Raw genomic sequence first — 16,762 nt, forward strand, 5'->3', positions numbered from 1 at the left:
AAGCGCTAAAAATCCAGTTAATCAATAAGTCTAAAACCTCCCTTTACTAAAAAGCGGTCCTTTTTTGTGAACCCGGGTTCATTAGCGATTCCAATAAATCCTTCAAACGTATTTATAACATTTACGGATTGTTTTCTAAAAGTATACCCATCTTCATTTTCTTCTTCCAATCTAAGTACATACGAAATTTCGTCCTGGGTTATGACAGCCTCTTCTGGTAATGCAAACTGAGTAGATTTATTGGTTAATATATCTGCTTCTACAAACATTCCCACAGAAAATTGATCAACTAAACTATCTGGCAAATCGCCATGTATTTTTAAAGTCCTGCTATCCCTCTCAATTGTTGTTCCTACCAGATAGATTTTAGCATTAAAAGATTCAGAAGACGACTCAGGAATCCTGAAAGTTATATCCTGACCTTCTTTAATTTTTAAAATATCTTTTTCAAAAGCAATTAGCTCAAGGTGCATATGCTCTTTATCAATGACCTCCATTATACGATCTGTCGGAGAAACAAACATACCCCTACTTATACCTAAATTGGTGACCCTTCCGTTAATTGTGGAATAGATTGTAACTTCTGAAGTTATATTGCCCTCCTCCACCCTGGTAGGATTAATATTAAGCATTTTTAATTTCTGCTTTAAACCATTATATCTGGCAAGGTTTTTTCTAAAATCGCTTTCTGCCTGCAGGAATTTTTTTTCTGAAGTTATTTTTTCCTCTAGTAAGGTTTCCTGTCTTTCAAAATCTGCTTTAAGATAATTTAGTTGTTCTGCTACTTCCAGGTACTCTTGCTGGATTTCTATATACTCAGGATTCTCTAATGTAACCAATGCCTGACCAATTTTAACTTCATCTCCAATCAATAGCGGGATACGTTTTACATATCCTCCTATAAAAGCATTTATTGCCACCCGGCTTTCTGGTGGCACATCTATTTCTCCAGTAGTTTTCACCACTTCAGGGAAGCTTTTTTCCACGAGATTACCCAGTTGCATTTGGTTACTGCTGAATTGACTTGGCGTAACAATGACTTCATTGGAACCAAGCTTTTTAGCCTGATCTTTATTCTCTTCAGCATTCTTACAGCTAAGGATTAAAATGGAAAAAAGGATAAATAATGTAAAATTGAGATTTTTCATTCCTGGGGTATTAAATAATTAATGGCAATTACAGTTTGATTATAGGCATTGAGATTCTCTAAATAGGATAAGAGAATTTGATTGGCACTTTCAAGACTTTGAATGTATTCCAGGAAATCGATTTCTCCGTTTTGATAACTGGAATTAGCAGTTTTAAGAATCTCTGCTGAAAGATCATTCCCTTCATTTTCATAATAAGATAACGCGTGACTGTATTTCCTAAGATCGGCACTTAAGGTTAGGTATTTTGATTTCAGGAAAACCTTAGCATCTTCAGCTTCTTGTAAAGCTCGCTCCTCTGCAATGTCGCTAGATTTTATACGCGCGGCTTTACCTGTAAATAAAATTGGTATTTTAAGTCCTACCTGGTATCCAAATAAATAATTATTTAGTCTGGAATTAGTGCCAGTGAAATAGTTAAGACTTATATCGGGTAATAATTGCTGTTTCCGATAACTAGCATCAGCTTCAAAGAGCGAAATTCTTGCCTTATGGTAATCTAAAACCAGGTGCTCCTCAACTCCTATATTTTTAATTTCCAATTTTGGCAGTTCAATTTTGGCTACATCTAATGATTCATTTGCCTGTACCAATCTTTGAAGGTGCTGCCTGGCAATAATAACAACTTCTCCCGCCTGTTCATACCTTGTTTGTAATTCCCGTTGTTTTGCCTGAGCCGTAATCTTCTCTAAATAATTTGTTTCTCCCAGTTCAAAGCGCCTGGTAGCTGAATGGGAAAAATGTTTATAAATACTATCTAAATAAGCATATACCTGTTGCCGCTCCATCTCATACTGTAAGCGGTAATATGCTGAAGCCAACGCACCTTCAAACTCCATTTCGGTAAGTTCGTAACTCAGGTTTTGGAGATTATACTCTGCTTTATTACGTCTCCGGGCTGAAGTATACACTGTAGGAAAAGAGAAATCCTGTTGTACACCCCATACCTCTAGAGGTTCATTGTTTACAGCCAGATTATTTTGATCGTAATGATAATAAACTTCAGTATTACTAAAATCGAAGGCCGTGTTTATCATGGCTTCAGCTTCTTTTGTACTAAGCTTAGATGCTTTTAAACCTGCGTTATTCTGCCTGGCAAGTTGTTTTATTTGTTCAAAATTCAGGTCTTTTTCCTGGGTGAAACCGGGTATACTAATTAATAGTAATATCAGCATTGTTCCTCCTATAGGTTTATTTTTACCGGGTTTTATACGGGTATTATTTCCAAAAATGGAATATAAAACCGGCAGTACTATGAGAGTAAGTAAAGTAGCTGACACCAAACCTCCTATCACTACGGTTGCTAATGGTCTTTGCACTTCAGCTCCAACATTTGAAGAAACCGCCATAGGAAGAAAACCCAGGGCAGCGGCCGAGGCTGTTAAAAGTACCGCACGCAACCTGTCTTTTGCTCCTGAGATTATAAGATCATTATTATGTGGCATACCTTCTTTTTTTAATTCTTTAAAATGTTCTATAAGAACAATTCCATTTAACACTGCAATTCCAAACAAGGCTATAAAACCTACCCCTGCGGAAATACTAAAAGGCATATCCCGACTCCATAAAAGTAGAATTCCGCCAACTGAAGCCAATGGTATTGCTGAATAAATTATAAGTGCTTCCTTAACCGATTTAAAGGCGAAATAAAGCAGAATAAAAATTAAAATAAGTGCGATAGGAACGGCTATAAGTAGTCTTTTCCTGGCACTTTCAAGATTTTCAAATTGGCCACCATAAGCGATGTTATAACCTACGGGTAACTCAATATTATTATTGATAAGTAGTTGTATATCATCTACCACCGATTGCAAATCACGATTACGAACGTTTACCCCTACAACAATCCTGCGACGGGTATCATCTCTGGAAATTTTAGCAGCACCGGTTTGGTATGAGATATCGGCCAATTCCCGTAAGGGTATTTTATCTCCTGAAGGAGAATCAACATATAAGTTTTGCAGGCTTTCAAGATCTTTTCTTTTGCCTTGCTCCAGTCTTACTACCAGGTCAAATCTTTTTTCACCTTCAAAAACATTACCCACAGTTTTACCAGAAAATCCCATACTTACCAGATCATTAAGATCTGCTATATTCAGCCCGTATCTAGCAATTTTAGACCGGTTATATTTGACATTCATTTGGGGAAGGCCTTCAATTTTTTCTACGGTTATATCTGCTGCTCCTTCTACATTGCTTATTAGCTTTTCTATCTCGTTAGCTTTAGTACCTAAAACACTAAGATCTTCTCCAAAGATTTTAATTGCAATATCGGCACGAACTCCAGTTATCAACTCATTAAACCGCATTTCAATGGGCTGTGTAAATTCCACCCCCATACCCGGGATTACGGAAAGAGCTTCTTTAAATTTACCTGCCAGTTCATCTTTACTTTCTGCACTTACCCATTCTCCTTTTGGCTTTAAAGTAATGATCACATCACTTTCTTCCATAGACATAGGATCTGTTGGCACTTCTGCGGCACCTATTCGGGTAACCACCTGATCTACTTCTGGGAAATTATCCAGAAGTATATTCTCAATTTGAGTAGTCAATTTAATAGTTTCACTAAGCGATGTTCCCGTCTTTAGAACAGGTTGAATTACAAAATCCCCCTCATCTAATGTAGGTACAAATTCTCCTCCCATACTATTGAAAATATATATGGAAATTGCCAGTATTAGTAAAGCAAGAACCAGTACCAGTTTTTTGGCATTAAGAGCAAAACGGATAGCAGGATCATATACCCGGGTTAAGAAACGCATTAAGCGGACAGAAAGATTTTTATCTGATAAATTAGATGGTTTTAAAAATAAAGAAGACATAACCGGCACGTACGTAAAGCAAAGGATCATAGCCCCTATAAGGGCAAAACTAAAAGTAAGAGCCATAGGTTTAAACATCTTACCTTCTACCCCGCTAAGGGAAAGAATAGGTATAAAAACTATTAGTATTATTAGTTGACCGAAAACCGCTGAATTCATCATCTTTGAAGCTCCCGAAAAAGTTATCTTATCTTTTACAAGCCTTCTTTCTTGTTTCTGAAGATTTTGAAGTTCACCTTTTTTGGCAGTAATTTTAAATGCTATAAATTCTACAATTATTACGGCCCCATCTATTATTATTCCAAAATCTATAGCTCCCAAACTCATCAAATTGGCATCTACCCCGAAAATGTACATAAGGGCAAGAGCAAATAAAAGACAGAGCGGAATGACTGATGCTACAACCAGTCCCGATCTGAAATTACCCAGTAAAAGAACCACCACAAATATTACAATAAGACAACCGAGTATTAGGTTCTCAGCAATAGTAAAAGTGGTTTTACCAATAAGCACACTCCTGTCAAGGAAACCATTAATATAAACACCTTCCGGTAAATTTTCCGAAATGATATCTACCCGCTCCTTCACTGCTTCAATTACTTTATTCGAGTTTGCGTCTTTAAGCATCATTACCTGGCCCAGTACCTTTTCACCCTCCCCATTGGCGGTAATGGCACCATAGCGGATGGCATTACCAAAACCTACCTTGGCAATATCTTTTATATAAACAGGATTACTTCCTATTCTTGTTACTACGATGTTCTCAATGTCTTCCAGCGATGTAACAAGTCCTTCTCCCCGAATAAAATAAGCTTGGTTAACCTTTTCGATATATCCACCACCTGCTACGCTATTATTCTTTTCAAGAGCCGTGAAAACATCGGTTGTACTTATGTTTATAGCCATAAGCTTTTCTGTATTTATGGCTACCTCATATTGTTTAAGTTTTCCTCCCCAGCTATTCACCTCTACCACGCCGGGGATGCCGGAAAGTTGACGTCTTACAATCCAGTCCTGCATGGTACGAAGCTCCATAGCAGAATACCGGTTTTCGTAACCAGGTTTTGTATCAAGAATGTATTGATATATCTCTCCCAACCCTGTGGTTATAGGTCCCATTTCAGGAGTTCCAAAACCTTCTGGAATATTCTGGGAAGCTGATTTAATTTTCTCGGCAATTAATTGCCGTGGTAAATAAGTTCCCATATTATCTTCAAAAACAATGGTAACTACCGAAAGCCCAAATTTTGAAACCGAACGTATTTCTTTTACTCCAGGTAAATTTGCCATTTCAAGCTCTACAGGATAGGTGATGAATTGCTCCATATCCTGTGTAGAAAGATTCTGGGAAGTCGTTATTACCTGTACCTGGTTATTGGTGATATCAGGAACAGCTCCAATAGGAATTTGAGTGAGCGTATAAACACCATAGCCCGCAATAAACAGGGTAAACAGAAGAACAATAAGTTTGTTCTCCAAACTGAACTTTATAATTTTTGAAAGCATAAAATTGCGTATAAAACAAATGAACCACAAGAAACATCTTGCAGATAAGAATTTTAAAAACTAAAATTTTATGCTGCTAATCGAGGAGGCTGAAAAATCTTAGATTCTCTAATAGAAGAGTAAGATTCTGAATAAAAAAAGATTGATGGAGTAGTTGAACCTAAAATGACCTTAGAACAAAAATTATCATTAGGTAAGTGAACAAAAACTATAAAATTCTGAATATTAAATTGGTGGCTAAATGGAAGTTTTTCATGCTCATCTTCTTCCTCCTGATTATCTTTCGCGTGCTTCTCTTTTAATTCGCCATAATGTTTAGAAAGAAAAGTTTCAAAACTATCTCCGTAGGTATTAGCATGAAAATTCACGTGTTCTACTAAATCCCCGATTTGCGCTAAATCCTTAAGGTTTAGAGTAAATCCCTGGAATAAAAACAGCATAGACAGACCAATGGAAAGGATAGCATTCATTTTATAAAGATACAACCGTTACTGAACGAAGCGCCAGAATTAATTTCAAATATATGAAAGTTATTAATTTAAACTTAGTTGTAAGAAGAATTTAAACAAATTATAAACAGTAAATTTTGTTTTTAAAAAATATCCCTTAATACATTTATAGTCTAAATCTTTTAATCTTCAATTAGCTTGATTATTCTAATCTTTTTCTATTAACTTTAATATTCACATGAAGTCGTATGTTAGATAACAAACCACCAAATCAATCTCCAGAAAATGAAGCGGTTCTTCATTCAGGTGGGAAAAAATTATTTTTCAATAAGGAATATATAGGTGAATTTGTCTATGGAGGTATAGATGGAGCAATTACAACCTTCGCTGTCGTAGCCGGAGCCGAAGGTGCTAGCCTTGGGATTTCAGTAGTGATCATCCTGGGGTTAGCTAATTTAATTGCTGATGGCTTTTCTATGTCTGTAGGTAATTTTTTCTCTACCAAGGCCGAGAAAGATAACTTTGATAAACACAGGCAGTTTGAATATTGGGAAATTGAAAATTTAAGAGAAAAGGAAGTTCAGGAAATAAGGGAGATCTATAGCGCGAAGGGCTTTAGTGGTGAGTTACTGGAGCAGGTTGTAGAAGTAATAACAGCTGACAAGGATGTGTGGGTAGATACTATGATGAAAGAGAAGCTTGATATGGTAAGAGGTGAAAAAACTCCGTATAAAACAGCTGGAGTCACCTTTATAAGTTTTATAGTAGTGGGAGCCGTTCCTCTACTTTCTTATGTATTTATGAGTGATGATACCTCCAACATAAATTCTCAACTTTTTATTTATTCATGTATTCTTACCGCAGTTGCACTTTCAATTGTAGGAGCACTAAAAAGTTTGGTAACCGAAAAAAATGTAATTATAGGAATTCTCGAAACCTTATTATTAGGCGGAATTGCAGCTTTTCTTGCCTATTACGTAGGAGATGTACTGGAAAAGATGTTTTTATAGGAGCTCTATTTAATCCGGTTAGAATAAAATATTATCCCTATATTGCTTATTTCAATAAATTAAAGATTGCTCGATCATTGTATTAAAATTCATTCCTCACCTGGCTTCTCTTTATTTTTCTTCTTTTCTTGCTCCTTTCTAAGTTGCTCCTGCAACTTTTCCATATCTTTTTCTACCTTCTCATCTAAAACTTTGGCATAAATCTGTGTGGTCTTAAGAGACCTATGTCCTAACATCTTGCTTACAGACTCTATAGGAACACCTTTAGATAGTGTTACGGTCGTGGCAAATGTATGACGGGCTAAATGTGTGGTAAGGTTCTTTTTAATACCGCAAACGCTGGCTATTTCCTTCAAATAAGCATTATATTTTTGATTGGAATAAACCGGCAAAACTACTTTCCCCATTTTTACCTTGGGATGGTCTGCATATTTCTCAAGTATTGCTTTTGGAATATCAAGCAAAGGTACACTGCTTAGTGATTTGGTTTTTTGTCTTTTGGTTTTTATCCATTGCTTACCTTTTGAATCCAAAACGATATCATTTGCGCTCAATTTTTCTACATCAGAGAATGATAGACCGGTATAGCAGCAAAAGACGAAAATATCCCTCATTCGATCCAGGCGCGGAATTTCAAAATACTGTTCCACCAAATTCTGAAGTTCAATATCCGTAAGAAACTTACGTTCAGAAGGTTTCCAACTCCCTTTCCAATGGAAAAAGGGGTCTTTTTCTATCCATTGATTAGCATAAGCGATACGAATGATCTTTTTAAAATTTACGATATACTTTTGGGCCGTATTGTGAGCACAGTCTTTATCCGATTTTAAATAATGATTAAACCCAACAATAAATTGGTGGTCTACATCTTCAACGGGCATGTCTTTTGTTTTATACCGAAAAGCAAGGTAATCCTCGATATGCTTTTTACAGGCATTATATCTTTGCAAAGTTCCTTTGGTATATCCTTTTCCGATTAGTTTTTCCATATCATCATTATGCTCCTGAAAAATTTCTACTAGCATATACTGCTTCTCCTCCTTGCCAAAATAGATATCCTTTATGAGTGAAGCTGAAACACGCTTATTATCTCTTAAAAGTCGGTCGTGAATATCATAAAGTGAAGACCGGATATGATCTATATATCGGTTCACCACTTTTGCTTCTTCGGAAGTACCCCTGGCTTTCCCGCTTTTATTAATCCATAACTTAAGATTAATCTTTCGGCTGGTACTAAATTCGGCTCTTTTACCTCTGTAGGTAATTCTACAATATAAAATTGCTTCTCCATCCAGTGTAGATCTCCCTTTTTTCGGGAAAAATAGAATATTTAATAATGTTGACATAGGTGCGTCTTTTAAAATGCTCACCGAAAGATACAAAAGAAGAAGGCTTAAAAGTGTTAAAGAATCTACGCAACCTATTCATTAACAGTGCTTTATGATAAATTCGGTGCGTCTTTTTGTTCGAGAAAAAGACGCACCGAATTCAGCACCAATCATTTAGCATTTTTTGTGATATTTTGATATATTCGGGAATAAAAAAAGCCTCTAAATCATTGATTTTGAGGCTTTTTGGGATATTTTGGTGCTTTAAAAGCGGTCTGGACGAGACTCGAACTCGCGACCCCCTGCGTGACAGGCAGGTATTCTAACCAACTGAACTACCAGACCGTTGCTTTATTGCGAGTGCAAATATACATCTGTTTTATTATTACACAAACCTTTTTTTAAAATTTTTTCAGCATTATTTTTATACCATTAGGCAAACTTTTGTCTTTCAACAAAATAGGTTGTCAAAATTTTATCGAAGTTTTTATTAATATCCGCTTCTACATAATTAATCTTGTATTTAGCGCATTCTAATTTCAGGTCAGCAACATATTTTTGTACCGCCTTTTGATAACTTTCTTGAATATTTTCAGAATAAAGATCTATTTCGGCCCCGGTTTCCACGTCGGTAAATCGTTTCGGGATATTTTCAAAGTCAAATTCTAATTCCCGCTTTTTATCCATTACGTGAAACAAAACAACTTCGTGCCTATTGTATTTTAAATGCCGCAAAGCTTCAAAAAGTGCTGCTTCTTCGGTATCGGCCTGGAACATATCGGTAAACAAAAACACCAGGGAACGGCGTTTTAACTTTTCGGCAATTTGATGTAGAAAAGTGTAAGTTTTAGTTGCTTTATGAGTTGTTTTCTTTTCAAGACTTTTATTAAGCGCATCCAGTAACATATGCTGATGGCGATCGCTGCCTTTTTCAGGCGCGTAAAACTCAAATTCATCACTATATATGCTAAGACCCACAGCATCTCGCTGGCGTTTTAAAATCTGCATAATACTGGCGATAGATAATACCGAAAAACCGACTTTATTAAGTGAGTCTGCCGAAAATTTCTTCACCTCAGGATAATGCATCGAAGCCGAATTATCCATTATAAAATGGCAACGCAAATTGGTTTCTTCTTCGTAGCGTTTTGTGTAGAGTTTATCGGTTTTGGCAAAAAGCTTCCAGTCTATATGTTTGGTGCTTTCGCCGTTATTATAAATCTTATGTTCGGCAAATTCCGCAGAAAACCCGTGAAACGGACTCTTGTGAATTCCCGAAATATAACCTTCTACCACCTGTTTCGCCAAAAGTTCTAACTGGGTAAACCCCGCCGCCGAACTATATATTTCTTCCTTTAAATCCATCCTGTACTAAGATAAATAAAAGCCGCTGTTTTAAAACTAAAAAACCGGCAATAAAAAACCCGGTACAAGACCGGGTTTTCAAATTATATAAAATGCTAAAATTTATAGCAATTCGTCTAAAGCCTCAGCATAAGTATTTTTTGGTGCAACACCTACCTGGCGGCCTACTACTTCTCCATTTTGAAAAATAAGCACGGTTGGGATATTTCTCACTCCGTATTTCGCAGCAAACTCCTGGTTAGCATCAACATCTAGTTTTCCTACAACGGCTTTCCCGTCATATTCAGTACTAATTTCCTCAATAATTGGTCCTACCATTCTACAAGGTCCACACCATGCAGCCCAAAAGTCTACCATTACAGGTTTGTCACTTTTTAGTACCTGCTCTTCAAAATTCGCATCAGTTATTTCAATAGCCATAATTATCTATTTTTAATTTCTGTTATTATCATTAAAGTGTAAAATTAGTCAAATATTTTTGCTTTCCTTACACAAGCGATATTGTATTTAATTATACGCTTATTCAACTCGTTTATTTGGCGGTTTCCCCACGCTCGTAGCGCGGGGTCGGGCTTTCAGCGCTACACGGTAGCTTGCTTCAATACCTAACCGGAAAAATCAGTTTCTAGTTGGCAGTGAGCAGTGAGCAGTGAAAAATAAATATTCGTGCATTCGTGGCCTTAAAAAACATATTACTGCATACTGCTACTGAAAAACTGCCAACTGAAATCAATTCAACTTATACATTACCTGTTCATCTTCCAAAGTATGTAAAAGCTCTTGTGATATTTTTACTTTTTGTTTCTTGCTCGGCATATGTAATTTCACCTGTTCTTTCATTTCATAAACCACAAAATTCAGTTTATGGTCACCTCTGTGGGTTCTAAAAACATCTTTAAACCAATTGATTTTCTCCTCGTGCAGATCGGCAATATCCAGTTGAATCGTTAGCTTTTTCGCAAATTGATCCATCACATCGTGCAGCAAATAAATGTTATTGAACTGAATTCTTGGCTCTCCCTTTTTACCGGTTTCTTTATTGGTCCAGCCTTCTTTTACAAAGATCTTGATATGCACAAAAGAATTCGGCACCAAAAAATGTCTGAATTTTAAATATTCCTCTCCAAACATCCTAAACTCATAGGTATCGGTATAATCTTCAACCGAAAACATCGCCCAGCCTTTACCCATTTTTGAAACCCTGTGCTGCACATCACTAATCACACCCCCAAAAGTTAGGTCACGGTTTACGCATCTTTCCAAATCATTAAATTCTCCCAATTTGGAGTTACAGAAATAATCCATCTCATACCTAAAATCGTCCAGCGGGTGACCCGAAATGTAGATTCCTACCACTTCCCGTTCTCTTCTCAGTTTTTCCATAGTGCCCCACTCTTCACAAGGCGGCACAACAGGTTCGGGAATTTGGACCTCACTGGCTTCCCCAAATAAACTGACCTGGGAAGAGTTTTCATTTTCCTGGAATTTTGCAGCATATTTTATCACTTTCTCCAAGAAGGTAATTCCGCCGCCATCATCGTGAAAATATTGCGCACGGTGTGTATCTCCAAATCCGTCGAAACCGCCCGCTAAAGCAAGATTTTCAAAAGCTTTTTTATTAGCCGAACGCAAATCGATACGTTTCGCCATATCAAAAATAGATTTATATGGTCCAGCTTCTGTTCTTCGGTTTTCTACAATAGTAGCAACCGCACCGGAACCCACACCTTTTATAGCGCCCATTCCAAAACGAACGGCATAATCTTTATTTACCGAAAACTTATAAAAAGATTCATTCACATCTGGCCCCAACACGTCAAGCTTCATTCGCTTACATTCTTCCATAAAGAAAGTAACCTGCTTAATGTCGTTCATATTATTAGAAAGCACCGCTGCCATATATTCCGCAGGATAATGCGCTTTTAAATAGGCGGTTTGGTAAGCAATCCAGGCATAACAGGTAGAGTGAGATTTATTAAAAGCATAAGCTGCAAAAGCTTCCCAGTCTTTCCAAATCTTCTCTAAAACATCTCTTGGATGACCTTTTGCTTCACCACCATCCAAAAATTTTGGCTTTAATTGCTCCAGCAAAGCGAAGATCTTTTTACCCATCGCTTTACGTAAAACATCGGCTTCACCTTTACTAAAGCCGGCCAGCTTTTGCGAAAGTAACATCACCTGCTCCTGGTAAACCGTAATTCCGTAGGTTTCCTGGAGGTATTCTTCCATTTCAGGTAAATCGTAGGCAATTTCCTCGTCGCCGTGCTTTCGGGCAATAAAACTCGGGATATATTCCATTGGCCCGGGACGGTACAATGCATTCATAGCAATAAGATCATCAAAAACCGTTGGCTTAAGATCTTTCATATGCTTCTGCATTCCCGGCGATTCATATTGAAAAATCCCTACCGTTTCCCCACGTTGGAAAAGCTTGTAAGTCTCTTCATCATCTAACGGAAATTCATCGGGCACCAAATCTATATTATGCCTGCCTTTTACAATTTGAACCGTATCTTTAATCAAGGTTAACGTCTTTAACCCCAAAAAGTCCATTTTTAGTAGTCCGGCGCTTTCTACAACCGAGTTATCAAACTGTGTAACATAAAGATCGGAATCCTTTGCTACCGAAACCGGCACATAATTAGTAATATCTCCCGGAGTAATAATCACCCCACAAGCGTGAATCCCGGTATTCCTAACCGAGCCTTCAAGAATTCTCGCCTGGTTTACTGTTTGTGCTTCCAGGTCATCCCCTTCAGCTATATTTAAAAGTTCGTTTACTTTTTCCAGATCTTCACTCCTGAATTTCTTTTTGAGTTCCTTCTCATCCATTCCAAAGATCTTCCCGAGCTTTGACATGGTAGGGATCAATTTCGAGATCCTATCGGCATCTCCTAAAGGAAGATCCAGCACCCTGGCGGTATCTCGAATGGAAGATTTAGCAGCCATGGTTCCGTAGGTGATGATCTGTGCCACCTGGTTAGCACCATATTTTTGAATTACATAATCCATAACCCGGCTTCGACCTTCATCATCAAAGTCAATATCAATATCGGGCATACTTACACGATCGGGATTTAGGAAACGCTCAAAAAGCAGATCGTATTTAATGGGGTCTATATTGGTAATTCCTAAACAATAGGCAACGGCACTTCCAGCCGCTGAACCACGGCCGGGCCCAACCGAAACATCCAGATTCCGGGCCTCGCGAATAAAATCTTCTACAATAAGAAAATAGCCTGGATAACCGGTATTTTCAATAACCGAAAGCTCAAAATTAAGTCGGTCTTCAATATCGGGAGTGAGTTCCCCGTAGCGCTCTTTAGCACCAACAAAAGTGATATGTTTCAGGTATGCATTCTCCCCTCGTTTACCACCATCGTTTTTATCTTCCTCAACTAAAAATTCTTCAGGAATGGTAAATGCAGGTAAAAGTACATCACGAGCCAGCTCAAAAGGCTCAATCTTATCTACAACCTCCTGCACATTACTAATGGCCTGAGGTAGGTCTTTAAAGAGATTTTTCATCTCTTCGCCACTCTTAAAATAATATTCCTGGTTTGGCAAACCATAACGGTAACCACGACCACGACCTATTGGAGTCGCCTGCTTCTCGCCGTCTTTTATACACAATAAAATATCGTGGGCGTTGGCATCTTCTTTCGCACAATAATAGGTGTTATTACTAGCCACCAGTTTTACATTATGCTTTTTAGCAAAATCTACCAGCACTGTATTTACACGATTTTCATCTTCCTGGTCGTGACGCATGATCTCTATGTAAAGATCTTCGCCAAATTCTTCTTTCCACCAAAGCAAAGCTTCTTCAGCCTGGTTTTCTCCAACATTTAAAACCTTACTCGGCACTTCCCCGTAAAGGTTACCGGTAAGTACAATAATATCTTCTTTGTACTCCTTTATAATCTCCTTATCAATTCGCGGCACATAATAAAACCCATCGGTATAAGCTTTAGAAGACATTTTGGCCAGGTTGTGATAGCCTCTTTTGTTCTTGGCCAACATTACTACCTGGTAGCCATTATCCTTTCGGGATTTATCAGCGTGATTTTCACAAACAAAAAATTCACAGCCTACAATAGCTTTTAATTCCCTGGCTTCTGCCGGTTCGTTATTGGCAACTGCCTCTTCATTTTTTGCTCTAATTGCTTTATTATAATCGCCAATTTCTTTTACAAAATGAAAAGCGCCCATCATATTTGCATGATCTGTAAGCGCTACAGCAGGCATATTATTTTCTGCAGCAACATTTACAAGATCTTTTATACTAATTGTAGACTGTAAAACCGAAAACTGTGAATGGTTATGTAAATGCGAAAAAGGAACCTCATCAAGCTTTTCAAGGTTTTCCTCAATTTCTTCAGTAGTGATTTCTGAAGTAGGTTGTTGCTTTTGAAGCCTTTTTCTTATTTCTTCGGAGGCCTTTTTAAGGTTAATGTGTTTTAATCCAATAAGCTCTATAGGCTGCGGATTAGCTTCTGAAAAATTCTCAAAATAATCTGCAGGTACATCAAGCTGCTCCTTTGTAAAAGCTCTTTGACGCACTAATTCTAAAAAACACCTGGTAGTTGCCTCCACATCGGCAGTGGCATTATGGGCTTCGCCAAAAGGTTCATCGAATAAAAATTCGTGTAATTCGGTTAAGGTGGGTAATTTAAATTTCCCGCCACGCCCACCGGGGATTTTACACATTTGTGCGGTTACTTCGGTACAGGTATCCAAAACCGGTAACTCCTGGAGGTTATTTTCCATCGCTTCCCTATGGAATTCGGCCCCCATAATATTCAGGTCAAAACCTACATTTTGCCCTACTACAAATTTGGTTTTATTCAGCGCTTCCTGGAATTTCTCTAGCATTTCAGTTAAAGAGATTCCTTCTTCAGCAGCAAGCTCGGTAGAAATTCCGTGGACTTTTTCAGCATCGTATGGAATATTGAAACCTTCGGGCTTTACCAGATAATCCTGACTTTCAACAAGCCGCCCCATTTCATCATGTAACTGCCAGGCAATTTGTATACATCTTGGCCAGTTATCAGAATCGGTTAAAGGAGCATCCCAGCGTTTGGGAAGACCGGTAGTTTCGGTATCAAAAATAAGGTACATGTGCGGCGAAAATTAGGAATTAAGCTGAATATGAGATGTTTATTTCAGAAGAAAAAACACCTGCTTCGAGGCTAAAATTACATATAATTTAGCGCAACCTCAAGTTAATTTTTCAGGATTTATTAACGATACTTTTTCACTTAAAAGAAGTTCCTATTTTGCATAAATAAAAAAACCTCACAAACACCGTTTCCGGTAAGTTGTGAGGTCTATACGAACACTAAAAACTACTACTTCAATCAAACATCTGTTCGTACACTTTTACGTTATTAATGCTGCTTTGTATATTTTGTTGCTGCCTGTTAAGTTTAGAACTTAAACTTGGCGGTAAATCTTTTTCTTTAGTTATTTCTTTATAATCTTCTAAAGCGGCCTTTTCCCCACGCAAGCTTTCTTCCAGCATAGCTTCATCATTGTCACTCTCTACAGAAGATTTTAACTTCATCCAGGTGCGGTGGATATCTCCTTTTGCACTACCATCTTCTTTGGGTATCTGGCCATAGCCTGTAATCTCTTCCCTTAATTCTTTAATAAAGATTTCCCGCTCCTGTGACTTTTGTTTAAAAAACTCCTGAAGCTTCCTGTTTTTTGCATTTTTAGATGCAGCGTTAAAGCCTTCTCGTGCATCATAACTCTTTTCAAGTAATTCGTTGAGCTTATTGCCCATTTCTTCTTTGGTTCTCATAGTTGATTAATTTTTTATTGACAATTAGGCTTCTAATTCCAGACTCTTTAATTTATTGAGTGAGGCTACTATCCCATTCTTTTGTTTTAATAATAGATTTGCCGTTGTTGGCGGTATTTCGGGATCTTTTAAAACCTCTTCATACTCATCTACAGCTACCTTCTCGCCCCTTATTGCTTCTTCAAGCGAAGCTTCATCTTTATTTCCTGAAAAATTTGTTTTTAGGTTCATCCACGTACGATGGGCGTCACCGGCTAAACTGGAACCTTTTTCGGGATTTTCCCCAAAATCACGGATTTCAGTTTTAAGCTCGTGGCCAAAATCGTATCGTTCTTGAGCCCTTTCAGAAAAAAAAGCTTTAAGCTGTGGGTTTTGAGAGTTTTCAGAAGCATATTTATAGCCTTTCTCGGCATCATAATTCTTTTCAAGTAAGGCGTTCAATTTTTTTGAAACTTTTTCAGGATATCTCATCTTCACTTCGCTTTTTTAATAAATTCAGTTATAAAGATAAAGCGCCCAATCTACAGCAACAACCTGTTTAACAAGGTTTAGCACTAATTAACTGCTTTTAACAACAGCGTCTTATTTTAACCTAAAAACTTCCCAAATTCGGTGATTTATAGCCTGCCGGCATCTAAAATTTATTTTAAGTCCAACTCCTTGTGAATTAGAAAAATGTAGTATCTTTGCAGCCTTATTAATAATCGGGGTCGGGAACCCCACAAATTAATTTTTATGCCAGTAAAATTAAGATTACAAAGACACGGTAAAAAAGGAAAACCTTTTTTCTGGATCGTAGCCGCAGATGCGCGCTCAAAAAGAGATGGTAAATTCTTAGACAAATTAGGAATCTACAATCCAAACACCAACCCTGCTACAATCGAGTTAGATGTAGACGGAGCGGTAAAATGGTTAGAAAACGGTGCGCAGCCAACAGACACTGCTCGTGCTATTCTTTCTTACAAAGGAGTTTTACTTAAAAAACACCTTGCAGGTGGCGTTAAAAAAGGCGCTTTAACTGAAGAAGAAGCTGAGAAGAAATTCGAAGCCTGGTTGGAAGAAAAAGAAGCTAAAATTGCTGCTAAGAAAGATAACCTAACCAAAGAACAACAAGAAGCTAGAAAGAAAGCTCTTGATGCTGAAAAAGAGGTGAACGCTAAGCGTGAAGCTGAAGCAAAAGAAGCCGAAGCGGCCGCTGCTGCTGAAGCCGAAGGTGCTGCGGTAACCGAGGAGGGTGAACCTGAGGCTAATGTGGAAAAGGAAGTTGATCAAGAGACTGCCGAAGAAGCAAAAACCGAAGAAAAAAAAGGCTAAAACCTTAACTG

11 protein-coding genes and 1 tRNA gene are annotated in these 16,762 nt (G+C 37.7%); 2 read left to right on the forward strand and 10 right to left on the reverse strand.

The genetic code is table 11. From position 1 onward, the window contains the following. Positions 1-17 precede the first annotated feature (17 nt). The 3 genes from AO058_RS02315 to AO058_RS02325 all read right to left on the reverse strand — a co-directional run bounded on the left by AO058_RS02315 (position 18) and on the right by AO058_RS02325 (position 5,949). Positions 18-1,148 carry an efflux RND transporter periplasmic adaptor subunit gene (locus AO058_RS02315; RefSeq protein ID WP_075325044.1) on the reverse strand — a complete coding sequence of 377 codons (1,131 nt, stop codon included), beginning with the start codon at positions 1,146-1,148 and terminating at the stop codon, positions 18-20. Next, positions 1,145-5,479 carry a CusA/CzcA family heavy metal efflux RND transporter gene (locus AO058_RS02320; protein ID WP_075325045.1) on the reverse strand — a complete coding sequence of 1,445 codons (4,335 nt, stop codon included), beginning with the start codon at positions 5,477-5,479 and terminating at the stop codon, positions 1,145-1,147. The genes AO058_RS02315 and AO058_RS02320 overlap by 4 nt, the downstream gene beginning before the upstream one ends. Positions 5,480-5,547: 68 nt before the next feature. Then, the gene (locus AO058_RS02325) at positions 5,548-5,949 is read right to left on the reverse strand and encodes a hypothetical protein (protein WP_075325046.1); all 402 of its coding nucleotides are present in this window, start codon (positions 5,947-5,949) and stop codon (positions 5,548-5,550) included. Between the two features lie 227 nt (positions 5,950-6,176). On the opposite strand from AO058_RS02325, the gene AO058_RS02330 reads away from it, so the two are divergent. Beyond that, complete coding sequence (locus AO058_RS02330; protein WP_075325047.1) at positions 6,177-6,938, forward strand: VIT1/CCC1 transporter family protein; 762 nt, start codon at positions 6,177-6,179, stop codon at positions 6,936-6,938. Positions 6,939-7,027: 89 nt separating this feature from the next. Here the strand turns inward: AO058_RS02330 and AO058_RS02335 are convergent, their stop codons facing one another. The 7 genes from AO058_RS02335 to AO058_RS02365 form a co-directional block, all read right to left on the reverse strand. Beyond that, entirely contained in the window at positions 7,028-8,284 is a 1,257-nt protein-coding gene (locus AO058_RS02335; protein WP_075325048.1) for a site-specific integrase, read from the reverse strand. A gap of 253 nt (positions 8,285-8,537) precedes the next feature. Continuing rightward, positions 8,538-8,611 (reverse strand) — tRNA-Asp (locus AO058_RS02340). 87 nt (positions 8,612-8,698) lie between these two features. Next, positions 8,699-9,631 carry a DUF58 domain-containing protein gene (locus AO058_RS02345; RefSeq protein ID WP_075325049.1) on the reverse strand — a complete coding sequence of 311 codons (933 nt, stop codon included), beginning with the start codon at positions 9,629-9,631 and terminating at the stop codon, positions 8,699-8,701. A 102-nt stretch (positions 9,632-9,733) separates the two neighbouring features. Then, entirely contained in the window at positions 9,734-10,051 is a 318-nt protein-coding gene (trxA, locus tag AO058_RS02350; protein ID WP_075325050.1) for a thioredoxin, read from the reverse strand. A gap of 309 nt (positions 10,052-10,360) precedes the next feature. Then, positions 10,361-14,752: a DNA polymerase III subunit alpha gene (gene dnaE / locus AO058_RS02355; protein WP_075325051.1), complete on the reverse strand. Its 4,392-nt coding sequence runs from the start codon at positions 14,750-14,752 to the stop codon at positions 10,361-10,363. A gap of 235 nt (positions 14,753-14,987) precedes the next feature. Then, positions 14,988-15,437 (reverse strand): ferritin-like domain-containing protein, encoded by a 450-nt coding sequence (locus tag AO058_RS02360; protein WP_075325052.1) that lies wholly within the window; start codon positions 15,435-15,437, stop codon positions 14,988-14,990. A 24-nt stretch (positions 15,438-15,461) separates the two neighbouring features. Further along, positions 15,462-15,908 carry a ferritin-like domain-containing protein gene (locus tag AO058_RS02365; RefSeq protein WP_075325053.1) on the reverse strand — a complete coding sequence of 149 codons (447 nt, stop codon included), beginning with the start codon at positions 15,906-15,908 and terminating at the stop codon, positions 15,462-15,464. A 264-nt stretch (positions 15,909-16,172) separates the two neighbouring features. On the opposite strand from AO058_RS02365, the gene AO058_RS02370 reads away from it, so the two are divergent. Further along, positions 16,173-16,751 (forward strand): 30S ribosomal protein S16, encoded by a 579-nt coding sequence (locus tag AO058_RS02370; protein WP_075325054.1) that lies wholly within the window; start codon positions 16,173-16,175, stop codon positions 16,749-16,751. Positions 16,752-16,762 lie beyond the last annotated feature (11 nt).

It is taken from the genome of Salegentibacter sp. T436 (assembly GCF_001932675.1).
GTDB lineage: Bacteria > Bacteroidota > Bacteroidia > Flavobacteriales > Flavobacteriaceae > Salegentibacter > Salegentibacter agarivorans.